This window comes from Pseudoxanthomonas sp. GM95, from assembly GCF_900109775.1.
Classification (GTDB): Bacteria; Pseudomonadota; Gammaproteobacteria; order Xanthomonadales; family Xanthomonadaceae; genus Pseudoxanthomonas_A.
Map to the genome: position 1 here is coordinate 1241825 of NZ_FOAX01000002.1, position 23327 is coordinate 1265151.

15 protein-coding genes are annotated in these 23327 nt (G+C 66.7%); 8 read left to right on the forward strand and 7 right to left on the reverse strand.

Going from position 1 to position 23327, the window contains the following annotated elements; all coding sequences use genetic code 11:
* Positions 1-60 precede the first annotated feature (60 nt).
* Positions 61-2727: a TonB-dependent receptor gene (locus tag BMZ17_RS13510; protein WP_093139065.1), complete on the reverse strand. Its 2667-nt coding sequence runs from the start codon at positions 2725-2727 to the stop codon at positions 61-63.
* Between the two features lie 361 nt (positions 2728-3088).
* Between BMZ17_RS13510 and BMZ17_RS20970 the strand changes: the two genes are divergently transcribed.
* Together BMZ17_RS20970 and BMZ17_RS13525 are read left to right on the forward strand one after the other, a co-directional pair.
* Positions 3089-5599, forward strand: coding sequence for an alpha-amylase family glycosyl hydrolase (locus BMZ17_RS20970; RefSeq protein WP_175485586.1), 2511 nt, complete (start codon positions 3089-3091; stop codon positions 5597-5599).
* Between the two features lie 103 nt (positions 5600-5702).
* Positions 5703-7208, forward strand: a complete 1506-nt coding sequence (locus BMZ17_RS13525) for a tryptophan halogenase family protein (RefSeq protein ID WP_093139067.1) — start codon at positions 5703-5705, stop codon at positions 7206-7208.
* Between the two features lie 5 nt (positions 7209-7213).
* Here BMZ17_RS13525 and BMZ17_RS13530 read toward each other — a convergent pair whose 3' ends face one another.
* The gene (locus BMZ17_RS13530; RefSeq protein WP_254775297.1) at positions 7214-9955 is read right to left on the reverse strand and encodes an alpha-1,6-glucosidase domain-containing protein; all 2742 of its coding nucleotides are present in this window, start codon (positions 9953-9955) and stop codon (positions 7214-7216) included.
* 5 nt (positions 9956-9960) lie between these two features.
* A complete protein-coding gene (locus tag BMZ17_RS13535; protein ID WP_093139069.1) occupies positions 9961-11568 on the reverse strand; it encodes an alpha-glucosidase family protein in 1608 nt (535 codons plus the stop codon).
* Positions 11569-11960: 392 nt separating this feature from the next.
* Here BMZ17_RS13535 and BMZ17_RS13540 point away from each other — a divergent pair, with 392 nt between their 5' ends.
* Positions 11961-13448: an MFS transporter gene (locus BMZ17_RS13540; protein WP_093139070.1), complete on the forward strand. Its 1488-nt coding sequence runs from the start codon at positions 11961-11963 to the stop codon at positions 13446-13448.
* Positions 13445-15118: an alpha-amylase family glycosyl hydrolase gene (locus BMZ17_RS13545; RefSeq protein WP_093139071.1), complete on the forward strand. Its 1674-nt coding sequence runs from the start codon at positions 13445-13447 to the stop codon at positions 15116-15118. Before BMZ17_RS13540 ends, BMZ17_RS13545 begins: the two co-directional genes overlap by 4 nt.
* Positions 15119-15187: 69 nt before the next feature.
* Here BMZ17_RS13545 and BMZ17_RS13550 read toward each other — a convergent pair whose 3' ends face one another.
* The 3 genes from BMZ17_RS13550 to BMZ17_RS13560 all read right to left on the reverse strand — a co-directional run bounded on the left by BMZ17_RS13550 (position 15188) and on the right by BMZ17_RS13560 (position 18044).
* The gene (locus BMZ17_RS13550; RefSeq protein WP_254775298.1) at positions 15188-16225 is read right to left on the reverse strand and encodes a LacI family DNA-binding transcriptional regulator; all 1038 of its coding nucleotides are present in this window, start codon (positions 16223-16225) and stop codon (positions 15188-15190) included.
* An 82-nt stretch (positions 16226-16307) separates the two neighbouring features.
* Positions 16308-17492 (reverse strand): BaiN/RdsA family NAD(P)/FAD-dependent oxidoreductase, encoded by a 1185-nt coding sequence (locus BMZ17_RS13555; RefSeq protein WP_256371055.1) that lies wholly within the window; start codon positions 17490-17492, stop codon positions 16308-16310.
* A 3-nt stretch (positions 17493-17495) separates the two neighbouring features.
* Positions 17496-18044, reverse strand: a complete 549-nt coding sequence (locus tag BMZ17_RS13560; RefSeq protein WP_093139072.1) for a YaeQ family protein — start codon at positions 18042-18044, stop codon at positions 17496-17498.
* Positions 18045-18118: 74 nt separating this feature from the next.
* On the opposite strand from BMZ17_RS13560, the gene BMZ17_RS13565 reads away from it, so the two are divergent.
* From BMZ17_RS13565 to BMZ17_RS13580, 4 genes are all read left to right on the forward strand, one after another.
* Positions 18119-19003, forward strand: a complete 885-nt coding sequence (locus BMZ17_RS13565) for a pseudouridine synthase (RefSeq protein WP_093139073.1) — start codon at positions 18119-18121, stop codon at positions 19001-19003.
* 327 nt (positions 19004-19330) lie between these two features.
* The gene (locus BMZ17_RS13570) at positions 19331-19546 is read left to right on the forward strand and encodes a cold-shock protein (RefSeq protein WP_093139074.1); all 216 of its coding nucleotides are present in this window, start codon (positions 19331-19333) and stop codon (positions 19544-19546) included.
* A gap of 149 nt (positions 19547-19695) precedes the next feature.
* Positions 19696-21252, forward strand: coding sequence for a protein adenylyltransferase SelO (locus tag BMZ17_RS13575; protein WP_093139075.1), 1557 nt, complete (start codon positions 19696-19698; stop codon positions 21250-21252).
* Between the two features lie 80 nt (positions 21253-21332).
* Complete coding sequence (locus BMZ17_RS13580) at positions 21333-21863, forward strand: adenine phosphoribosyltransferase (protein WP_093139076.1); 531 nt, start codon at positions 21333-21335, stop codon at positions 21861-21863.
* A gap of 76 nt (positions 21864-21939) precedes the next feature.
* Here the strand turns inward: BMZ17_RS13580 and dbpA are convergent, their stop codons facing one another.
* Positions 21940-23316 carry an ATP-dependent RNA helicase DbpA gene (gene dbpA, locus BMZ17_RS13585; protein ID WP_093139077.1) on the reverse strand — a complete coding sequence of 459 codons (1377 nt, stop codon included), beginning with the start codon at positions 23314-23316 and terminating at the stop codon, positions 21940-21942.
* Positions 23317-23327: the final 11 nt, after the last annotated feature.

Here is a 23327-nt window from a genome sequence, read left to right on the forward strand (position 1 = left end):
CGCGCAAAAAAAGGGCGCCACGAATCCCGTGGCGCCCATGTCTATCCAAGCGGTGACCGATCAGAACTTGTAGTTCATGCCCAGCAGGTAGGTGCGGCCGTACTCGGAGAACTTGGCCGGGCGATCGGAGAAGGTGTTGTATTGCTTGAACGGCTCGTCGGTGACGTTGTTGACCTGGAACAGGAACGACAGGTCCTTCAACGGGCCGGACTGGAAGACATAGCCCAGCTGGAAATCCACCACCGCCTCGGCGTCGAAGGTCTGTAGCGCGGGGTCGCCGCCGGTAGCGATGACCTCACCGACGAAGTGCGAGCGCGTGCGCCGGCTGGCGCGGGCCGAGAAGCCCCAGCGTTCGAAGTACAGCGTGGTGCTGGACACGTAGTTGGACAGGCCGGGCAGTCGGTCGAAGCCATTCTGGGGCTCGATCGCGCTGGTGGTATCGGAGTAACTGGTCTGCAGGCCAAATCCTTCCAGCGGCGACCACAGCAGGTCGAACGGCATCGACAGGGCCAGCTCGTAGCCGTGGATCTTGCCGCCCTCACCATTGATCGGCTGGGTGAACTTGCCGGCGAAGCCTGCGTCGGCCGGATACTGCGCGGCCGGGTAGGGCGTGTTGCGGATATCGAAGTCGGTGATCGCGTTGACGATGTAGGAGCGCAGGTCCTTGTAGAAGTACGCGGCGCTGAAATAGCCCTTGTTGCCGCCGAAGTACCACTCGTAGGACAGGTCGGCCGCGTTGGCGATCCACGGCTTGAGCTTGGTGTTGCCGCCGGTAGCGGTCCAGATCTCCTGGGTCGCGTCGTAGCCGATGTCGAAGTTCACCCGCAGGTCGTCCATGCGCGGGCGCGCCATCTGCCGGCCCAGGCCGAGGCGGACATACTGGTCGGCCGGAAACTGGAAGGTCAGGTTGAGGCTGGGCAGGTACTCCATGTAGCTCAGGCCGGCGTTGGTTTCCTCACCGATGGCATTGCCCGAATAGGTTGCGGTGCCGGACGAGGACTGGTCGGTATTGACCGCGCGGATGCCGACGTTGCCCTTGACCGGGATCGAGCCCAGGTCAGTGTTGATGTCGGCCTGCAGGTAGAAGGTGCCCACGCGCTCGCGCACTTCCCAATCCTTCTTGGCGATGTCCGGGTGATCCTTCTCCAGCTGGTAGTAGACGGTGTCCACCAGCTGCATCGGGTCCAGCGACACGAACGAATCCAGGCCGGCGAAACCAAGCCCGCGCACGGTGGCCAGGTCACTGGTGATCGCACCGGGCACGTTCTCGGTGCACTCCTGGGTGATGCACAGGGTGAACTCCTGTGAATCACGCGACTTGACGCGGTCAGTGAAGTTGGCGCCGAAGCGGATCTTGCTGAACATGCTTTCGTCGAAGGACCGTTCCAGGTCGATCCGCGTGGCGGTGAGCTGGTCCTTGACCTTGAACTTCTTCAGGTAACCGGCCTGGGCGCGGTCGCCACCCCAGCCGCCCGGATCCATCAGCGAGAACGCATCCAGGTCGGTGAAGTCCTGGCCGAAGTCGAAGTCGAAATAGCCATCGGGGTTGTAGGTGTAGCCCAGTTCCACCGGCGCGGCGCTGGCAGCATAGGTTTCCAGCACGGTTTCGTCGCGATGGCCGATCGAGGTACTGATGTCGGTGCTCAGGGTCCAGGCTTCGGCGAACTTCAGCTTGTTGTTCCAACCGATCGACAGCAGCTTGTCATTGGCGCCGTTGTAATCGTTGCGCAGCACGACCGGGCTGGCCGTGGCAGTGCCCTGGGTGACGGTGCCGTTGCCGCTGGTCTGGCCCACGGTGTCGGTGGCGAGGCCGAACTGCACGCCGCGCTTGTTCTCGTCGCGGTCGAACTTGGAATAGAACACGTCCAGCACGCTGGAGAAATTCTCGTTCGGTTCCCATTGCAGCGTGGCGGCGAAGCCGTCTCGGGTGTTGTCGCGCTCATAGGTGAACAGGTCCGAGCCGCTCAGGCCGCCGTTGCCGTCGTAACCCCAGGAGTTGAACTCGTAGCCCTGGCCCGGATTGTTCAGATGCGCGTAGCCCAGCGCCAGGCCGACGGTGCGGTCGGCGAACTGGTCGATGTAGGACAGGCTGTAGCGCTCGCCGAACTTCTTCTGGTCCTCGATCTTGTTCATGTCGCGGCGGTAGTTGACCGCGGTGACGCGCTCGTCGAAGGACAGCGGACGCACCGTCTGCAGGTCCACCGTGCCCGACAGGCCCTGGTTGATCTGCGCGGCGTCGGCGGTCTTGCTCACCACCACCTGGCTCACCAGTTCCGACGGGTACTGGTCGAACTCGACGCCGCGGTTGATGTTGAGGCTGACCTGCTCGCGGCCGTTGAGGTTGGTGGTGGCGAACCCACCATCAAACCCGCGGATGTTGATCTGCTGCGCGCGGCCGTTGTAGCGCTGCGCGGTCAGGCCGGGCAGGCGCGCGATGGAGTCGGCGATGCTGGCGTCGGGCAGCTTGCCGATGTCTTCGGCCGAGATCGCCTCGACGATGTTGTCCATCGATTGCTTGGTATCGATGGCCGCCTCGATCCCGCGACGGATGCCGGTGACCTTGACCCGGTCCAGGTCGGTCGCCTTGCCATCAGTCTTGTCGGTGCTGTCGTCGGCGGGCGTGCCCGGCGGATCGGTCGGCGCGCTCTGCGCGGCGGCATGGGTGGTGGCCAGCGTCAGCGCCGAGGCCAGGGCCACGCACAGCAGGTTGCGCTTGGGAGTCAACATTTTCCCCTCCAGTCAATGTTGGTACTGCGATTCAAGTTGCGGACCGGCTCCCCCTCTGGGCCGGTGCTTCGCCAAGGCAGAAAAACATGGCCTTTTCGAATGGGCGGCAATGGTAGTGCCGGCTCGCGCCGATGCATCGGCCTGCATACGTATTCATGACGCGACGATGACGATCGGCGCGCTACGCATTGCTACGGTGCGTTCCGCATCGGGGCGGAGGAATGCGCATATGGCGAGGAAGAAACGGTTTCAGCGGCCTGCGGGCGCAACATGCTGCATTGCACGAAGCGCTTTGCGCATCGCGTTGGCAGCGGGTGTGCTGGCAAGTGGCGCGGTCAATGCACAGGAAGGACCACTGCACGTGCCGTCACCGGACTGGCGCGACCAGGTCATCTACTTCGCGATGATCGACCGCTTCGCCGATGGCGATCCGCGCAACAACGACCAGCACGCCGATGAATACGATCCGGCCGACAGCGCACGCTTCAGCGGCGGCGACCTGGCCGGCCTGCGCCAGCGGCTGGATTACATCGCTGGCCTGGGCGCAACCACGCTGTGGATCACCCCGCCGGTTGCCAACCAGTGGTGGAATCCGCGCGTGCGCTACGGCGGGTATCACGGCTACTGGGCCAGCGATTTTTCCGCGGTCGATGCGCACTTCGGTACGCTGGCCGATTACCAAGCGCTGTCGCGCGACCTGCACGGGCGTGGCATGTACCTGGTGCAGGACATCGTGGTGAACCATACCGGCGACTGGTTCGGCTACGACGGCGCGTGGGACCCGAAGGACCCGGCCAGGCACTTCTTCCGCCAGACCGACACGCAAAAGCGGCAGGCGCCGGTGCAGGCACCGTTCGACCGCAACGATGCGCGCGATCCAGCCCAGCGTGCCGAGGCGATCTATCACTGGACGCCGGACATCCGCAGCTTCGCCGACCAGGCGCAGATGCTGGACTGGCAGCTCGCCGGGCTGGACGACCTCAATACCGACAATCCACGCGTGCAGCAGGTGCTGCGCGATACCTACGCCGACTGGGTGCGCAAAGTGGGCGTGGACGGCTTCCGCGTGGATACGGCGTTCTATGTGCCGCCGGCGTTCTTCGATGCGTTCCTGCACGCTCCCGATCCGGCGCATCCGGGCGTGGAAGTGGTGGCGCGGCAGACCGGGCGCGATGACTTCCTCTCCTTCGGTGAAGGCTTCGGCCTGGATCGTCCGGGCGAGGACACGCAGGCCAGGCGGATCGAAACCTATGTGCGCGATGCGGCCGGCAAGCCGCTGATGCCGGGCATGCTGAACTTCCCGCTGTACGGCACCGCGACCGAGGTCTTCGCGCGCGGCAGACCGACCGCGGACCTGGCTTTCCGCATCACCAACATGATGCAGGTCCATCGCGATCCGCATCGCATGCCGAGCTTCATCGACAACCACGACGTCGACCGCTTCCTGTCCAACGGCAGCACGCCGGCGCTGAAGCAGGCGTTGCTGATGTTGATGACGCTGCCCGGCATCCCGGTCATCTATTACGGCACCGAGCAGGGCTATACCGGCCAGCGGACGGCGATGTTCGCGGGCGGCTTCGGCGCGCAGGGGCGCGATCACTTCGACATGCAGGCGCCGCTGTACGCGTATCTGGAATCGGTAATCGCGCTGCGGCGCGGCGACAAGACGCTGTCGCGCGGCAATCCGACCGTGCTGGCCAGCAGTGCGACCGGACCCGGCGGGCTGGTGTATCGCATCGACTTCGAGGGCCAGCAGCGGCTGGTGGCGTTCAACACGGCCGCGCATCCGGTGCTGGTGGATGCGATGGACACTGGGCTTGCGGCAGGCGCCAGGCTGGTGCCTGCGTTCTCCACCGACGCGCCGGGCCAGGCACTGCAGGTCGATGGGCAGGGACGCCTGAACCTGCTGCTGCCGCCGCAGGCAGGCCTGGTGTGGACCGTGCAGGCGGACGCGAACACGAAAGCCAAACCCGCGTCGGCAAGCCCCGCGCCGCGTGTCGATCCGCTGCCCGCCACGCCGCCCACGCGCGCCTATGCCGTCAGCGGGCAGGCGGCCCCCGGCACGCAGATCGCCTGGGTCGTCGATGGCGACCTGGCGCAGGCCGCCACCGCGCAGGCTGATGCGCAGGGGCGTTGGAAGCTCGACGCCGATGCGTCGAGCCTGGCCGATCCGGACGTGCCGCATCGCGGCGTGGCCTGGGATGGCAGTCAGGCCTCGGCGCCGCAGGTGTTCCGGATCAATCGCGAATGGACGCCGGTCGCCGCGGTGGACGATCCGGCTGGCGATGACTGCGGTCCAAGCGGGCGCTATCGCTATTTCAAGGATCCCGGCCGCGACACGCGCGGCACGCTGGACCTACGCGCGGCCAAGGTGGAGCGTGCCGGTAATGTCCTGCGCCTGACCCTGCGCACAGAACGCATGCTCGACGTGTGGCAGCTTCCCAACGGCTTCGACCATGTGGCGTTCACCGTCTACCTTTCCGTGCCGGGGATGCCGGGTCCTGCCGCGATGCCGCTGCAGAACGACGTGCTACCCGATGGCCTGCATTGGCAATATCGCCTGCGCGTGCACGGCGCCAGTGCGGTGCTGACCTCCGCCGAGGGGGCTGATGCCGGCAACGAAGGCACGCCGCTGCTGCCGGCGCCGCGCGTCGAAGCCGTGCCGGAGCATGGCGAGGTGATCCTCACCGTGCCCACGTCTGCGTTGCCGGATGGCGGCACGCTGGTCATCAACACCTGGGACTACGACGGCGGCTATCGCGCCCTGGTGCCATCGCCGCAGGGCATGGCCTTCGGTGGCGGCGACGGGCGCCACGATCCGCTGTGGATGGACCAGATGACGCTGGTGCTGCCGGCACAGTCCGCGCCATGATCGCGATCCAGTCCGGCGATGCTGCGCGGCGGCGTGAACCGTTCGCACAGGTGCGTAGCATTCGTGGCATACGCGCTTTTCTTCCTACGCTGCAGGACTATCCATGACGCACTCCCAGATCCGCGACATCGTCATCGTTGGCGGCGGCACGGCCGGCTGGATGACCGCCGCGGCCCTGTCCAAGGTGCTGGGCGGCTACGCGAAGATCACCCTGGTCGAGTCGGAGGAGATCGGCATCGTCGGTGTGGGCGAGGCCACGATCCCGATGATCAAGCTCTACAACCAGGCGCTGGACCTGGACGAGGATGACTTCATCCGGCAGACGCGCGGCAGCTTCAAGCTGGGCATCGAGTTCGTCGACTGGGGGCGCAAGGGCGAGTCGTACATCCACGGCTTCGGCAAGATCGGCCGCGATCTGGGCATCGTCAGCTTCCACCACTACTGGCTGAAGATGTTCGCCCAGGGCAAGGCCGCGCCGCTGGAGCAGTACTCCATCAATACCGCGGCCTGCCACGACAACCGTTTCATGCGCGCGACGCTGGATCGGCCCAACTCGCCACTGGCCGACATCGCCTACGCGTATCACTTCGACGCGGCGCTGTATGCGCGCTTCCTGCGCCAGTACGCGGAACGCCGCGGCGTGGTGCGCGTGGAAGGTAGGGTGGTGCACGCGCAGCAGCGCGGCGAGGATGGCTTCATCACCGCCGTGCAGCTGGACAACGGCCAGTCGCTGGAAGGCCAGTTGTTCATCGATTGCAGCGGCTTCCGCGGCCTGCTGATCGAGCAGACATTGAAGGCCGGTTACGAGGATTGGACCCACTGGCTGCCATGCGACCGTGCACTGGCCGTACCGTGCGCGTCGGCCGGCCCGCTGACGCCGTACACGCGCTCGACCGCACGCGAGGCCGGCTGGCAATGGCGCATCCCGCTGCAGCACCGCACCGGCAACGGCTACGTCTATTCCAGCGCGCACATCAGCGATGACGAGGCCGCCGCCACGCTGCTGGCCAACCTGGACGGCGAGGCGCTGGCCGACCCCAAGCCGCTGCGTTTCGTGACCGGAAAACGGCGCAAGTTCTGGGACAAGAACGTGATCGCCATTGGCCTCTCCAGCGGTTTCATGGAGCCGCTGGAATCGACCAGCATCCACCTGATCCAGTCCTCGATCGCGCGCCTGACCGCGTTCTTCCCGCATGCGGGCTTCGATCCGGTCGACATCGCCACCTTCAACGCGCATGCGGATTTCGAGTTCGATCGCATCCGCGATTTCCTGATCCTGCATTACCACGCCACCGACCGCGACGACACGCCGTTCTGGAACCAGTGCCGGACCATGGCGATCCCGGATTCGCTTCAACAGCGCATGGACCTGTTCCGCAGCAGCGGACGCATTTTCCGCGACGCCAACGAGATGTTCGCCGAGGTCAGCTGGCTGCAGGTGATGCATGGCCAGGGCATGCGTCCGGCGAGCTATCACCCGCTGGTGGACGTGTATCCGGAAGCCAAGATCGGCCCGTACCTGGACAACATCCGCGGCGTCATCCATGCCTGCGTGCAGAGCATGCCGACGCACGAACAGTTCATCGCGGCCAATTGCGCGATCGGCTGATCGCGCTATTGGCGGGCGCGTTCGATCACATAGACCACGGCGCTGCGGCCGGGCAGGGTGAAGCGCCCGGTGGTGCGGTCGAAACGGGCCTGGGCCAGCTGTGGATCGGCGCGTGGGCGCGTCTCGCGTTGCACCGGATGCAGCACGTAAGGCTTGCCACGCGCGTCGGCGACCACGGGGGCGCGCGCATCCGGGCAGGCATTGAACAGGTAAAGCACTTCGGCGAAGCCATCGTTGCCGATGCGCTGTCCGTCGAGTTCACCGCCGTGTAGATGGCCCACGACGACGCACGCCGCGGTATCGCCCGACAGGGCGGGAAACCGCAGGCGCGCGCGGACCTCGTCGGCGGTACGCAGGCGAAACAGCGATGAGCTGGCACGGATGCGCAGCCAGTCCTCAAAGCGCGCGCTGGCAAACGCGATCTCCGCAGCGCCTGGCTTCAAGTTGGGATCGGCGAGCTTGGGCGCCAGCAGCGGCCAGTCGGCCTGGTTGTCCGGCGCCGGCGGCAGGCCGTGGACGAAGCCATTGTCGGCCCCCGTCCACGTCAGCCGGTTGAACGCATCGCCCGAATCGAAGCTGTTGCGGTCCAGTGACTTGGAGCGCAGTCGTTCGCCGCCTGCATGGAAATACGCCGCGCCCTGGCTGAAGGCGACGGTCGCCAATCCCAGCGCCTGCATGCGCGCCAGGTCCATCGCGGTAGTGCCGTCTGGCGCACGCAGCGCGTCGATATCGAACAGGGTGTGGTTGTCGTGGTTCTCGACGTAATTGACGACCTCGCCCGGCGCGGTCGCATAGCCGGCTGGCTGGCCGCGATAGTCCAGCGCATCGCCACGCACCGTGCGCGCGTCGTGCGTGGGCACGGGAAAGTCGACCAGCGTGCCGGCCAGGCCGAGCCTGAGCAGGTCGGCGGCATGGGCGAGGGCAGGTGAATCGGCGTCGCGTCGCCAGTCGGCGTTGAGCCAGCCAACGTTGTCGCGCAGCGCGTCGCCGCGATCGCCCGGTGTCCCGCCGCGGATCGCATCGCGTGCACGGTCGGAGAACGTGCCGATGCCGGTGCCGCCAAGACGCCCCTGTGCGGCCTGGACGAAGCGCGCGCCATCGACGATCTCGCCGAAGTTCCAGCCTTCGCCGAGCAGCGGAATGTGGCGCCCGGCTGCCGCATCGACGGCGCGCTGCAAGGCCTCCATCGCGGCGCGCGGCTGGTGGCCCATCAGGTCGAAGCGGAACCCGTCGACGCGGTAGTCGCGTGCCCAGCGCACGGCGGTGTCGATCATCAGCCGCGCCATCATCCGGTGTTCGGTCGCGGTGTTGGCGCAGCAGGTGGAGGTGGCGACGCGGCCCTGGGCATCCAGTCGCTGGTAGTAGCCAGGCACGATCCGGTCCAGCACGGACGACGCCTGCTGGCCCGAGGCCGAGGTGTGGTTGTAGACCACGTCCATGCCCACGCGCAGCCCCAGCGCGTGCAGCGCCATCACCATCTGCCGGAACTCGATCACGCGTCGCGTGCCATCGGCCGCGTCGCTGGCATAGCTGCCTTCCGGCGCACCGAAGTGCAGCGGGTCGTAGCCCCAGTTGAAGCAGTCGCGTGCGGCGCTGGCCATCACGGCGGCCTGCTGCAGTTGGCTATCGGTGGGCGTCTGCGGAATCTGCGGCGTGACGCAGCCGGCTTCCGGCACGCTGGCGAAATCGAACGCGGGCAGCAGATGCACATCGGTCAGGCCGGCCTGCGCCAGCGCGGCCAGATGGTGCATCCCGTCGCTGCTCGTGTCGGTGAACGCGAGGTACTTGCCGCGGTGCGCGGCCGGCACGCTGGCATCGTCGCGCGAAAAATCACGCACATGCAGCTCGTAGATCGACAACTGGCTGTTGTCGTCCGCCGCCGGCGGGCGCGACTGCTGCCGCCAGCCCGGCGAGGCGAGTGCGGGGTCATCCAGATCGAGCACGACGCTGCGTTCGCCATTCACGCCCAGGCTGACGGCGTAGGGATCACTGACCCGATTGCGCACCAGCCCGGTGCCGGGCACGAACACGTCCACCAGAAAACGATAGAACGTGCCACCGCGCCTGCCGGCAAAGTGGCGCTGCCACACGCCCGTAGCAGCATCGCGCGTCATCGGCTGCATCTCGAACGCATCGCTGGCGTCGTCGTGATACAGGCACAGCTGCACCGCGCGCGCGGTCGGTGCCCACAGCGCGAACTGCGTGGCGTTGGCGGTGAGCGTCGCGCCCAGCGGGACTTGTGCGGCCGCGGCATAGCGATCATCCAGCGCACCGGGCAACTGCAGGGCGGTGTGATCGATCACGCGGCCGTTGGCATCGAGCTGCGCGAGGACGACCTGGCCCTGCAGCAGCGTGTCGAGCTCGACCTGTATAGCGGGTGGTAGCGCCAGCGTGGCGCCGGCCCCGATGAAGCCGAACCGCTGGGTAAGGTCATCGGTCAGCGGCGCGTCGAAGCGCTGCAACGCGATGCGGCGATCCGCGCCGAGCAGGCGGTCGCCTTCCAACTTCAAGGTTGGCGCGTCGGCGACGAACAACGCGTAACGCGCCTCCTGCGGATGGCCGGGCCATCGCAGGTGCGCGGCATCCAGCCAGTACGCGCTGGCGGTCTTGTCGATGGCCGGTTGCGTGCTCGGTTGCAGCACGCGCGCGAACGCGGGGCCGTCGCAATCGGACCGTGCATCTGCCCGCGCTGGCGCGGCCAGGTGCACCGCCAGCAGCAGCCCGGCCAGCCTGGCCGTGGCGCGCACGCCCATCACGCCAGTGTGGCGAACCAGCTACCGCGCGCGGGCAGGTCCAGCATGCGGTGGTCCAGCGTCGCGGCCGACAGGCCGTGACCGTCAAGCGCTGTCGCGGCGAAGCCTTCCGGCAGCGTCCAGGCGTGCGATTGTGCCGACAGGTTGAACACCACCAGCAGGCGCTGTCCGTCGTGCTCGCGCAGGAACGCCAGCACCGGTTCGTCGGTGGGCAAGAAGGTGATCTCGCCCTCGACCAGCGCGGTGTATTGGCGCCGCCAGGCCAGGAAGCGGCGCACGTGTTGCAGCACCGAGTCCGTATCGGCTTCCTGCGCGGCGACATTGCGCGCGCGATGTTCGGCCGGCACCGGCAGCCACGGCTGGCCGCTGCTGAAACCGCCGGCGTCGGCATCGCGCCACGGCAGCGGCGTGCGGCAGCCGTCGCGGCCCTTGAAGTTGGGCCAGAAGGTCTTGCCGTACGGATCCTGCAGCAGCTCGAACGGCACCTCGGCCTCGCTCAGGCCCAGTTCCTCGCCCTGGTACAGGCACACCGAGCCGCGCAGCGAGCACACCATCGCCACCAGCTGCGCGGCAAAGGCGTCATCGCCGGCGCCGCCCCAGCGCGAGACCGCACGCGGCACGTCGTGGTTGCTGATCGCCCAGCACGGCCAGCCGTCGCCCATCGCCGTTTCCAGCCGCGAGACAGTCTCGCGGATGTAGGCCGCGCTGAAGTCATCGACCAGCAGCTCGAAGCTGTAGCCCATGTGCAGACGCGTCTTGCCGGTGTATTCGGCGGTGGTGGCCAGCGAATCCTCCGAGGAGATTTCGCCCAGCGCCGCCACGTCCGGATAGCGGTCCATCAACGCGCGCAGCTGCTCCAGGAACGGCAGCATCTCCGGGCGCGTGTTGTTGTAGTAGTGGTACTGGTAGGCGTAAGGGTTGTCCGGGCTGAAGCCGCGGCCCACGCGCTTGTCCTTGGGCTTGGGCGGGTTGTCGCGCAGCTGCGCGTCGTGGAAGCAGAAATTGATCGCGTCCAGGCGCATGCCGTCCACGCCGCGGTCCAGCCAGAACTGCACGTTGTCCAGCGTCGCCTGCTGCACCGCCGGGTTGTGGAAGTTCAGGTCCGGCTGCGCGCCCAGGAAGTTGTGCAGGTAGTACTGCTCGCGCCGCGGTTCCCAGCGCCAGGCCACGCCGCCGAACAGTGACATCCAGTTGTTGGGCGGAGTGCCGTCCTCCTGCGGATCGGCCCACACGTACCAGTCGGCCTTGGGGTTGTCGCGGCTCTGGCGGCTTTCCTGGAACCAGGCGTGCTGGTCCGAACAATGGCTCAGCACCTGGTCGATCATGACCTTGATGCCCAGGCCGTGCGCCTTGGCCAGCAGCGCATCGAAATCGGCCAGCGTGCCAAACAGCGGATCGACATCGCGGTAGTCGGCGATGTCGTAGCCGAAGTCGGCCATCGGCGACTTGAAGAACGGCGAGATCCAGATCGCGTCCACGCCCAGCGCGGCGATGTAGTCGAGCCCCTCGACGATGCCGGGCAGGTCGCCCACGCCATCGCCATTGGTGTCCTTGAAGCTGCGCGGATAGACCTGATAGATCACCGCGCCGCGCCACCAGTTGTTCATTGCCGTTCCCCGATAGATCTGGCCGCGCGCGTGGACGAAGCGCGCTGGCCGAAGCGGGCGCCACTATTCCATGCGGGCCTGCGGTCGTCGCGGTCCCAAGGTCATGTGCGGCCATGAATACGTATGCAGCGCGTGGTCGCGTGCGCGGTCGAAGATCGGTATCGCAAGGGGACCTTCGATGCTTCATCCGCAGCGAGAAACGCCTTGAATCAGGCGGTTTCGTGCGCAATTGCATCGGCGCGTTGCGGTCGTCGCGGTGCGCTTCGGGCAATGCGACGTTGTTTGCACTGCAGCATGGAAACCGCGACGCCAACCGTCACCATGTCGGCACGCGACCCGCTGGCCTTGTCCAAGACGCCAGGCGCGCCGTCGCAAGGGGAACTCCACGCGTCATGACCCGTACCCGCACCCTGTCGTTCTGGCAGATCTGGAACATGTGCTTCGGCTTCCTTGGCATCCAGTTCGGCTTCGCCCTGCAGAACGCCAATGTCAGCCGCATCTTCCACACCCTCGGCGCGTCGGTGGACGACATTCCCGTGCTGTGGATGGCTGCGCCGCTGACCGGACTGATCGTGCAGCCCATCGTCGGCTACCTGTCCGATCGCACCTGGACCGGGCTGGGCCGGCGCCGGCCGTACTTCCTGGTCGGTGCGGTGCTGGCCACGCTGGCGCTGCTGGCGATGCCGCATTCGCCGGCGCTGTGGATCGCCGCGGGCCTGCTGTGGGTGCTGGATGCCTCGATCAACATCTCGATGGAGCCGTTCCGCGCCTTCGTCGGCGACCTGTTGCCCACGCGCCAGCGCGCCTCGGGCTATGCGATGCAGAGCTTCTTCATCGGCGTAGGTTCGGTGGTGGCGAGTCTGCTGCCGTGGCTGCTGGCGCACTTCGGCGTGGCCAATACTGCCGGCCCGGGCGAGGTGCCGGACACGGTGCGTTACGCGTTCTACTTCGGCGGCGCGGTGCTGCTGCTGACCATCCTGTGGACGGTCTTCACCACGCGCGAGGACCCGCCGGGCCAGCTGGCGGGCGAGCTCGAAGCGCCCTCGGCGGAGATCGAACGCACGGGGTCGCCCGTCAATGCTGCCGTGCGCGTGCGCATCGGGATGGCCGCCCTGGTGCTGGGCCTGGCCGGCTGTGCGCTGGTCGCCGTGTTCGGCCTGGACAAGCAGCTCTACGTACTGGGCGGCGGCGCGGCGGTGTGTGGCGCGCTGCTGCTCGGCCGGCGCTACGCGCGCGGCGGCATGTATGCCGCCATCGTCGACGACCTGATGGACATGCCCACGACGATGCGCAAGCTGGCGCTGGTGCAGTTCTTCTCTTGGTTTGCGCTGTTCGCGATGTGGATCTACACCACCGATGCGGTGACCAGCACCCACTTCGGCACCAGCGATACGACCTCGATCGCCTACAACGAGGGCGCGAACTGGGTCGGCGTGCTTTTCGCCGCCTACAACGGCTTCGCTGCGCTGGCCGCGATCGTGATCCCGTGGATGGTGCGTGCGATCGGATTGCGCTGGAGCCACCTGCTCAACCTGTGCCTGGGCGGGGCAGGGTTCCTGTCCTTCCTGGTCTTCCGCGATCCGCACTGGCTGCTGCTGTCGATGGCCGGCGTGGGCTTCGCCTGGGCGTCGATCCTGTCCTTGCCTTACGCGCTGCTGTCCGACAGCGTGCCGGCGCAGAAGATGGGCCTGTACATGGGCATCTTCAATTTCTTCATCGTCATCCCGCAGCTGGTGGCCGCCTCGATCCTGGGCCTGCTGGTCAAGACCGTGCTGGGCGGCGCGCCGATCAACGCGCTGGCCGTCGGTGGCCTGAGCCTGGTCGTGGCCGGCCTGTGCACGCTGCGCGTCCGCGAACCCCGCCTGGAATCCCACGCATGAAATGTTTCCCGATCTCGCTACTGGCGCTGGCCACGATCCTGGCGCTGCCCGCCCACGCGCAGCAGACGCCAGTCGACGACCTGTACGGCACGCTCGAACCCTTCGCCAGCGAGTCGATCTATTTCGTGGTGACCGACCGCTTCGTCAACGGCGATCCGTCCAACGACCATCGCAATCAGGGCGGCAAACACCGCACCTTCGACATCCCCACGCCGGGCGCGCCAGCGGGGCAGAGCGACAACATCGGCTACCTCGGCGGCGACTTCAAAGGCATCGTCGACAACGCCGGCTACATCCGCGACATGGGCTTCAGTGCAGTGTGGGTGACGCCGATCGTGGACAACCCGGACGAGGCCTTCACCGGCGGCAAGCCGGTGAGCTGGGGCAGTTCGCTGACTGACCAGGGCAAGACCGGTTACCACGGCTACTGGGGTGTGAACTTCTACAAGCTGGATGAGCACCTGCCCAGCAAGGGTTTGGATTTCGCCGGCTTCACCAAGGCCATGAAGGGCCAGCAGCTGGACGTGGTGCTGGATATCGTCGCCAATCACGGCTCGCCCGCGTTCTCGATGCCCAAGGCGCAGCCCAAGTTCGGCCAGCTCTTCGACAAGGACGGCCACAAGCTGGCCGACCACCAGAACCTCGACCCGGCCAAGCTCGATCCGCAGCACACCCCGATGCACGCGTTCTACAACACTGGCGGCGGCCTGGCCGAGCTGTCGGACCTGGCCGAGGACAATCCGGCGGTGCTGGAGTATCTGGTCGGCGCTTACTCGCAGTGGATCGACCAGGGCGCCGCGGCGTTCCGCGTGGACACCATCGGCTGGATGCCGCACAGCTTCTGGAAGAAATTCGCCGATCGCATCCGTGCCAAGCGGCCGGGCTTCTTCATGTTCGGCGAGGCCTTCGATTACGACGCGGCGTTCATCGCCGGGCATACGCTGGATCGCAACGGCCACTACAGCGTGCTGGACTTCCCGCAGCGCGGGAAGCTGTCCAAGGTGTTCGGCAAGGACGGCGGCGGCTTTGATGAGCTGGAGCGCACGCTGTATCTGGAAGACGGCCCGTACGCCAATCCGTACGACCTGGTCACCTTCTACGACAACCACGACATGGCGCGCCTGGATGCCAGTGACAACGGCTTCATCGACGCACACAACTGGCTGTTTACCGCGCGCGGCATTCCGGCCGTGTACTACGGTTCGGAAACCGGCTTCATGCGTGGCGCGGCTGAACACGCCGGCAACCGCAACTATTACGGGCAGGAACGCGTCAACGCGGCGAACGACAGCGCGATCTATCGCAACCTCAAGCGCATCGCCAACCTGCGTCGCGATTCGATCGCCCTGCAACGCGGGCTGCAGCTCAATCTGGCGATGAAGGGCGACACCGCCGCGTTTTACCGCGTGTATGAGCACGACGGCAAAGCGCAAACCGCCTTGGTCCTGCTCAACAAGGCCGATGCCGCGTCGACGGTCATGCTGGACAAGCTGCTGCAGCCCGGCGTGTGGCGCGATGGTTTCGATGCATCCACGGTGCAGGTGGCCGAAGCGGCGCGGATCGAAGTGCCGGCGCACGGCGTGCGGGTGCTGTTCTACGACCAGCCGCTGGACAACGCGGCCCTGCGCGGGCGCCTGGCCGAAGACATGGGCCATCGGCTGCGCGACTGAGCGTGGTGTTCGCCAGAAAGCAGGAAGGCGCCCTCGGGCGCCTTCGTTGTTTCATGCCTGATGTGTCGTTCAACGGCAGCGCGTCGAACCCCGCAGGGCCAGCTTCACCGGGATCGTCTGGCTCTCCACCGGCTGCCCGTGGATCAGCTGCAGCAGGGTGTCCACCAGCAGCATGCCGGCCTGCCGCGTGTCCTGCTGCACGGTGGACAGGCCGGGCGCGACGAAGCCGGCCAGCGGGATGTCATCGAAACCGGCCACCGCCACGTCGTCTGGGATCCGGCATCCGGCTTCCAGCAGCGCCTTCATCGCGCCGATGGCGATCAGGTCGCTCGCGCCGAACAGCGCATCGAAGGCCACGCCTCGCTCCAGCAAGGTGCGCGCCGCGTCGTAGCCGGATTGCTCGCTGGTTTCCGCATCGACCTGCAGGGCCGGATCGGCCGCGATGCCGGCCTCGGCCAAGGCCGCGACCACGCCGCGATGGCGCTCCTGGAACTCGGGGTAATGGGCCGAGGCATGGCCGACGAACGCGATGCGCTGTCGCCCCTGCGCGATCAAGTGCGCGGCGATGTCGTGCCCGCCCTGGAAGTTGTCGCAGCCGATAGACACGCCCGGCTGGCCAGGCAGCACCGCGCCCCAGCGCACGAAGCGCGTGCCCTGTTGCTGCAGCCGCTCCAACCGCACGCGCGACTGCAGGTAATCGCCGTAGCCCAGCAGGATCAGGCCATCGGCCTTCTTGCTGTCCTCGTAATCGGCCTGCCAGTCGTTGGAAAGCTGTTGGAAGGAAATCAGCAGGTCGTAGCCATGCAGCGCGCAGGCGCGGGTGATCGAGCCGAGCATCGACAGGAAGAACGGATTGATCGCCGATTCGTCCGGCGTCGGGTCTTCGAAGAACAGCAGGGCCAGCGTCCCGGTGTGCTGGGTGCGCAGATTGGAGGCGTTCTTGTCGACCTTGTAATGCAGTTCCTCGGCGATGGCCAGGATGCGCCGACGCGTTTCCTCGTTGACCATCGGGCTGCCGCGCAGGGCGCGCGACACGGTGGGCTGGGAGACGCCGGCGCGGTGCGCGATATCCAGCGACGTGGCCTTGCCTTTGATCGGTTGGTGCACGGGGATCACGCGGTGTGTTGCGGTGCGTCGATCATGCCACGCACGCCAAAATCGGCGTGCTGCGCCGCAGTAATGCTTTGGTCTAGACGGCCATCCCGGCGGCGTGTCCCGACGCCCACGCCCACTGGAAGTTGTAGCCGCCCAACCAGCCGGTGACGTCCAGCACTTCGCCGATGAAATGCAGGCCCGGCGCGCGCTTGGACTCGAACGTGGCCTGCGAGATTTCACGCGTCTCCACGCCGCCCAGCGTGACCTCGGCGGTGCGGTAGCCCTCGGTGCCGCTGGCCACCAGTGGCCAGGCGCGCAGCAGGTCGGCGGCCTGGCGCAGCTGCGGTTCGTTGAACTGCTTCATCGGCCTGTTCGGCAGCCAGTGCTCGCACAGCCGCAGGGCGAAGCGACGCGGCAGCAGGTCGGACAACACGGTCTTGAGTTCGGCCGCGGGCCGTTCAGTGCGCTGTTGTTGCAGCACCTCCAGCGCGTCGCGGCCGGGCAGCAGGTCCAGGTGCAGCGGCTGGCCGGGCTGCCAGTACGAGGAAATCTGCAGGATCGCCGGGCCGCTGATCCCGCGATGGGTTACCAGCATTGCGTTCTCGAAGGCGGTCTTGCCGCTGGTCGCGCGCACGGGCAGGGCGACGCCGGCCAGGTCGGCCAACTGTTCCTGCGGGCGTCCACTCAGGGTCAAGGGCACCAATCCGGCGCGGGTCGGCAGCACGGTGTGACCGAACTGCTTGGCCAGCGCAAAGCCGAAGCCGCTGGCGCCCATCGACGGGATCGACAGGCCGCCGCTGGCGATCACCAGCGAGGGCGCGCTGAACACGCCCTGCGAGGTGTGCACCGCGTAGCCCCCAGTGTCTTGCTGTTGCACGCGGTCCACGCTGCAGCTGGTGGCGATGCGCGCGCCGGCCTGGGCGCATTCGGCCAGCAGCATCGCCACGATCTGCTTGGACGAGTCGTCGCAGAACAGCTGGCCCAGCTCTTTCTCGTGATACGCGATGCGGTGCTTTTCGACCAGGTCGATGAAGTCGCGCGGCGTGTAGCGCGCCAGCGCCGAGCGGCAGAAATGCGGATTGCTCGACAGGTAGTTCGCTGGCGTGGTGCCGGTATTGGTGAAATTGCAGCGCCCGCCGCCCGACATCAGGATCTTCTTGCCGACGCGGTTGGCATGTTCGATCACCAGCACGTTGCGGCCATTGCCGGCCGCGGTGGCCGCGCACATCAGCCCGGCCGCACCGCCGCCGATGACCAGCACGTCATGGGTGAACACCACGCTTCAGCCCTGTGGCGAATGCCGCACGGTGGGCACCAGCACCATCTGCAGGTCGTCGCCCATCAGCTGGGTCTCGCCGTCCTGCACCAGCACGTCGAAGCGCATGGTGCGCTGGATGCGTTCGGCCAATTCCTTGATCTGCGCATGCGGCAGGTCGATCACGGTGAGCTGCTTCATGCGGCGCAGCGAGGCGGCGTTCTTCTGCCACCACACATCGCCCGGGTTGCCGGCGTAGTTGACCACCACCACCTCGCGTGAGCGCCCCGCAGCCTTGCGCAGGCGCGTCTCGTCGGGCTGGCCCAGGTCGATCCACTGCTCGATCTGGCCGGTGTAGTCGCGCCGCCACAGGTCGGGTTCGTCCTCGTTGCTCAGGCCGCGGCCGAACTCCAAGCGCTCGTCGGCATGCAGCACGAAGGCCAGCAGCCGGGCGATCAGGCGCTCGTCGGTTTCGGAAGGATGCTGGGCCAGGGTGAGGGTGTGGCTGGCGTAATGATTGCGGTCCAGGTCGCTGATCTGGAGTTCGACCTTGCGGATCGTGGCGGAGAGAGCCATGCGGGTCCCGATGAAAAACAGGCACCATGATACGGGTTCGCCTGTTTCGAGGCGCAGATTCCGCGTTTTCCGCCATGTTGCCTCCCGATTCTCCAGTGCCGGTCGCAAGCCGGTTGCAGTTGCCGCCCGGTCCTTGGGCGACGTTGCTGGAAGGTTTGTGCGCGCGTTTTCCGCACATCTCCCGAGAACAGTGGACGTCGCGCTTCGCGCGCGGCTGCGTGCAGGACCCGCACGGCGTGGCGCTGGCCGCGGACCATCCGTGGCGCGCCGGATTGGAGCTGGTGTATTTCCGCGAAGTCGAGGACGAGACGCCGATTCCATTCACCGAGCAGGTGCTGCATCACGACGCGCATCTACTGGTGGCCGACAAGCCGCATTTCCTGCCGGTGGTGCCTGCCGGCCGCTTCGTGCATGAAACGCTGCTGGCGCGGCTGCGGCTTAAGACTGGCTGCCAGGATCTGGTGCCTTTGCATCGGATCGACCGTCTGACCGCCGGATTGGTGCTGTTCTCGGTCAATCGTCAGTCACGTGCGGCCTACCAGGCGCTATTCCGCGAGCACGCGATCACCAAGCGCTACGAGGCGCTTGCGCCTGCGCTGCCGGAGGCGGTGTTCCCGATGGAGCGGCGCTCCCGGCTGGCACGCGGCGAGCCGTTCTTCACCACCGAAGAAGTCCCCGGCGAGCCGAACAGCCTGACCCACATCCAAGTGCTCGAGCAGGGTGCAGGCGACTGGCGCTACGGGCTGGAGCCGGTCACCGGCCGCAAGCACCAGCTTCGCGTCCATATGGCGGCACTGGGCGCGCCGATTCGCCACGATCCCTGGTATCCGGCGCTGGCCAGCGACCAGGAAGAGGCCGACGATTTCGCGCATCCGCTGAAACTGTTGGCCCGGTCCGTGGCCTTTGTCGACCCGACATCTGGTGCAGTGCGGCATTTTCAAAGCAGCTTCAGGCTTTGAAATGCAGGGCCGGAAATGGCAATTTCTTTATACAAATATTTGATTTATATGGAAATAATTCGAATTTACGCGACAGATGTTTGCACACGCTTGAGATTTCGTTTCCAGCCGGATGAACAGGCTTGGAATTGTGTTGGCTTTTTTCCAGCAACCTGAGTATGGTGCGCCCACTGTGCTTGCCAGGCTCACCGTGAATCGTGAGACCTGATGCGGTAGATCGACAGATCGGCTACATCGTTTGCGTTTTTCCTACGCCTGCAAACCCAGTCTCAATTGCGATATTTCGTGGTTGCGATTACCCATCAATGTTTTTCAGGAGTAGTAAAAATGAACGATTCCTCGCGCCAGTCGGGCACCGTCAAGTGGTTCAACGATGCCAAGGGCTTCGGCTTCATCACCCCGCAGAGCGGCCCGGACCTGTTCGTGCATTTCCGCGCGATCCAGGGCAACGGCTTCAAGTCGCTGAAGGAAGGCCAGGCTGTCACCTTCGTGGCCGTCCAGGGCCAGAAGGGCATGCAGGCTGACCAGGTGCAGGCCGTCTAACCGACCGCCTCACTGCGTCACCTGTGTGAGAAAGACGCCGGGCTTGTCCCGGCGTTTTTTTATGCCTGGATTTCAAGAGTGGCGTTGCGCAACGCTGCTGTGCGCCAGCATTGGCACCGCATTCGGCGAGCGACGCGTAGGCTGTGCGCATGCACCTGCACTTCGACAACCGCCTGCTGGCGGAATTACCTGGCGATCCGCTGACCGGGCCGCACGTCCGCCAAGTTCAGGGCGCGCTCTGGTCCAGCGTCACGCCCACCGCAGTAAGGGCGCCGCGTGTCCTGGCCTGGTCGCGCGAGGTCGCCGATCAGCTGGGTCTGACGGCGCCGGACATCGACGATCCGCAGTTCGCGCAGGTCTTCGGCGGCAATGGGTTGCTACGGGGCATGGCGCCGTATGCGACGAACTATGGCGGCCATCAGTTCGGCAACTGGGCCGGGCAACTCGGCGATGGGCGGGCGATCTCGCTGGGTGAGGTGATCGCGGCCGATGGTTCACGCCAGGAGCTGCAGCTCAAGGGCGCGGGGCCGACGCCGTATTCGCGCTTCGCCGATGGCCGGGCGGTGCTGCGCTCGTCGATCCGCGAATTCCTGTGCAGCGAGGCGATGGCGCACCTGGGCGTGCCGACCACGCGGGCGCTGTGCCTGCTGGGCACGGGCGAAGACGTGGTCCGCGACATGTTCTACGACGGCCATGCCGCGCCGGAACCGGGCGCGGTGGTGTGTCGGGTCGCGCCGTCGTTCCTGCGCTTCGGGCATTTCGAGCTGCCGGCGTCGCGCGGCGATACCGCCTTGTTGCGGCAGCTGGTGGATTTCACGATTTCGCGTGACTTCCCGCATCTGGACGGTCCTGTGAGCGAGGCCCGCGACGCGGCGTGGTTTGCCGAGGTCTGCACGCGTACCGCGACGCTGATGGCGCACTGGATGCGGGTGGGGTTCGTGCATGGCGTGATGAACACCGACAACCTCTCGATCACCGGGCTGACGATCGATTACGGCCCGTACGGCTGGATCGACGACTTCGATCTGGACTGGACGCCCAACACCACCGATGCACAGGGGCGACGCTATCGCTTCGGCTGGCAGCCGCAGGTGGCGTTCTGGAACCTGAGCCGGTTGGCGGGCGCGCTGTCGCCGCTGTTCACCGATGCGGCGCCGTTGCAGGCTGCGCTGCAGGGCTACGCCGATGCCTATGCCGCCGCCGACAAGATCAATACCGCCGCCAAGTTGGGATTGGCCGAATGCCGCGCGGAAGACCTGAGCCTCATGGCCGACCTGCGCAACCTGCTGCGGGCGGCTGAAGTGGACATGGCGCTGTTCTTCCGCGGCTTGGGCGAAGACCCGCCAGGTGCCGAAGCGCTCGATGCGCTGCATGACGCGTTCTACGACGACGCCAAATACCACGCGCATGCCGATGCCTTCCGGCAATGGCTGCAGCGCTATGCCTTGCGCTGTGCGCAGGACGGCGACGAATCCGCGCGTCGCGCCCGCATGCGCGCGGCCAATCCGCGTTACGTCCTACGCAACTACCTGGCGCAGGAAGCGATCGACCGCGCCCACGCCGGCGACCTGGGTGGCGTGCACGACCTGCTGGAGGTGTTGCGCCGACCGTACGACGACCAGCCAGGCAGGGAGGGGTTCGCGCGCAAACGGCCGGACTGGGCGCGCACCAAGGCCGGTTGCTCGATGCTGTCGTGCAGTTCCTGATGACCGAAGCGACCACATGGGCTGGCAGCGGCGGCCGGGTGCAGTAGGATCGACGTTCATCCACGTACGTGAGCACCTTGATGTCCGGCGAAAACGAATGGGCGGGTCTGATCCGCGATGTGCCTGATTTCCCCAAGCCGGGGATCCTGTTCAAGGACGTGACCCCAATGCTGGCCGATGCTGCCGCCTTTGCCGCCGCCACCGGCGCGCTGGCCGCGCCCTGGCGCGAGGCCGGCGTGCAGGCGGTGTTGGGCATCGAGTCGCGCGGCTTCATCCTGGGCGCGGCACTGGCGCGAGCGCTGAAATGCGGCTTCGTCCCGGTGCGCAAGCCAGGCAAGTTGCCGGGTGACGTGCTGACCGTCGAATACGGCCTGGAATACGGCACCGACACCCTGCAGATGCAGGTCGATGCCTTGCCCAGCGGCACGCGCGTGCTGCTGGTCGATGACGTGCTGGCCTCGGGCGGCACGCTGCATGCGGCGCACTCGCTGGCGCGCCAGGCCGGTTGCGATGTGCTAGGCGCGGCGGTGCTGATCGAGCTGCAGTCGCTCGGTGGCCGCGGCCGCTGGCAGGCCGACCTGCCGCTGACGGCCACGCTGCGCTATCCCTGAGCAGTGCAGACCTGAAACGCACGAAGCCGGGTCTCGCGACCCGGCTTCGCTGTTTTTACGCAGCGGAAAACGCGCGTCAGATCGCGCGCACCCGGAAGCTGCGACCCTTGATCTTGCCGGTCGACAGCCGTGACACGGCCTTGTCGGCCTGGGCGTGCTTGATCGAGACGTAGCTGCGCACCGGGCCGATGATGATCTTGCCGATCGCGCTGCCCGGCAGGCCGGCGTCGCCGGTCAGTGCGCCGAGGATGTCGCCCGGACGCAGCTTGTCCTTCTTGCCGCCGTCCACGCGCAGCGACACGAACGGTGCGCGCGGTGGCTGCTGTGGTCGGCCGGTGGCCAGCGGGGTCTTCATCCATTCCAGCGGGGCGCTGGCCAGTTCTTCCAGCGCACGCGCACGCGGCAGCTCGCGCGAGGTGACCAGGCTGAAGGCCAGGCCGCTGCGGCCGGCACGCGCGGTGCGGCCGATGCGGTGGGTGTAGGTGTCGGTATCGGTCGGCAGCTCGTAGTTGAACACCGCCGCCACGTCCTCCACGTCCAGGCCGCGGGCGGCCACGTCGCTGGCGACCAGCACATTGCAGCTGCCGCCGGTGAAGCGCACCAGCACTTCCTCGCGGTCGCGCTGTTCCATGTCGCCGTGCAGGGCCAGGGCCGAGAAGCCGAAGCCCTGCAGCGAGTTGGCGACCTCGTCCACGTCCTTACGCGTGTTGCAGAACACCACCGCCGGTTCGACGCGCTGCTGCAGCAACAGGCCGGCCAGCGCCTTCTGGCGCATCGCCGGTTCCACCTCGCAGAAGCGCTGCAGGATGTCCGGCGGCGCGGTGGTGGCTTCATCGGAGGCGACTTCGACCGGTTCCTTCAGGCTGTCCTGGGCGATGGCGCGGATCGCGTCGGGCCAGGTCGCCGAGAACAGCAGGCTCTGGCGGGCCTTGGGCGTGCGGCCGACGATTTCGCGGATCTGGTCTTCGAAGCCCATGTCGAGCATGCGGTCGGCTTCGTCCAGCACCAGCACGCGCACGCCGTTGAGGTGCAGCGCCTTCTTGCGCATCAGCTCCTGCACGCGGCCAGGCGTGCCGACGATGACGTGCGGGTCGTGTTCCAGCGAGGCCAGCTGCGGTTCCAGCGACATGCCGCCGCAGATCAGGGTGACCTTGAGGTTGGGCTGGCCCACGGCCAGGCGCCGGATCGAACGCGCCACCTGGTCGGCTAGTTCGCGCGTCGGGCACAGCACCAGCGCCTGGGTCTTGACCAGGTTGGTGTCCATGCGCGTGAGCAGGCCCAGGGCGAAGGCGGCGGTCTTGCCGCTGCCGGTCGGGGCCTGGGCGATGACGTCGCGGCCGTCCAGGATCGGCGGCAGGGCGCGGACCTGGATGTCGGTGGGTTGGGTATAGCCGGCGGCGTCGAGGCCGCGCCGCAGCGCGTCGGACAGCGGCAGAGTCGAGAAATCTTCCATCCGCCATGATC

What these genes read in the sequence shown, in the direction of transcription:
- BMZ17_RS13575 (WP_093139075.1), top strand. Translation starts at nt 19,696, where the DNA reads ATGCACCTGCACTTCGACAACCGCCTGCTGGCGGAATTACCTGGCGAT.
- BMZ17_RS13535 (WP_093139069.1), bottom strand. Translation starts at nt 11,568, where the DNA reads ATGAACAACTGGTGGCGCGGCGCGGTGATCTATCAGGTCTATCCGCGC.
- BMZ17_RS13540 (WP_093139070.1), top strand. Translation starts at nt 11,961, where the DNA reads ATGACCCGTACCCGCACCCTGTCGTTCTGGCAGATCTGGAACATGTGC.
- BMZ17_RS13580 (WP_093139076.1), top strand. Translation starts at nt 21,333, where the DNA reads ATGTCCGGCGAAAACGAATGGGCGGGTCTGATCCGCGATGTGCCTGAT.
- BMZ17_RS13525 (WP_093139067.1), top strand. Translation starts at nt 5,703, where the DNA reads ATGACGCACTCCCAGATCCGCGACATCGTCATCGTTGGCGGCGGCACG.
- BMZ17_RS13545 (WP_093139071.1), top strand. Translation starts at nt 13,445, where the DNA reads ATGAAATGTTTCCCGATCTCGCTACTGGCGCTGGCCACGATCCTGGCG.
- BMZ17_RS13510 (WP_093139065.1), bottom strand. Translation starts at nt 2,727, where the DNA reads ATGTTGACTCCCAAGCGCAACCTGCTGTGCGTGGCCCTGGCCTCGGCG.
- BMZ17_RS13560 (WP_093139072.1), bottom strand. Translation starts at nt 18,044, where the DNA reads ATGGCTCTCTCCGCCACGATCCGCAAGGTCGAACTCCAGATCAGCGAC.
- BMZ17_RS13565 (WP_093139073.1), top strand. Translation starts at nt 18,119, where the DNA reads ATGTTGCCTCCCGATTCTCCAGTGCCGGTCGCAAGCCGGTTGCAGTTG.
- BMZ17_RS13570 (WP_093139074.1), top strand. Translation starts at nt 19,331, where the DNA reads ATGAACGATTCCTCGCGCCAGTCGGGCACCGTCAAGTGGTTCAACGAT.
- dbpA (WP_093139077.1), bottom strand. Translation starts at nt 23,316, where the DNA reads ATGGAAGATTTCTCGACTCTGCCGCTGTCCGACGCGCTGCGGCGCGGC.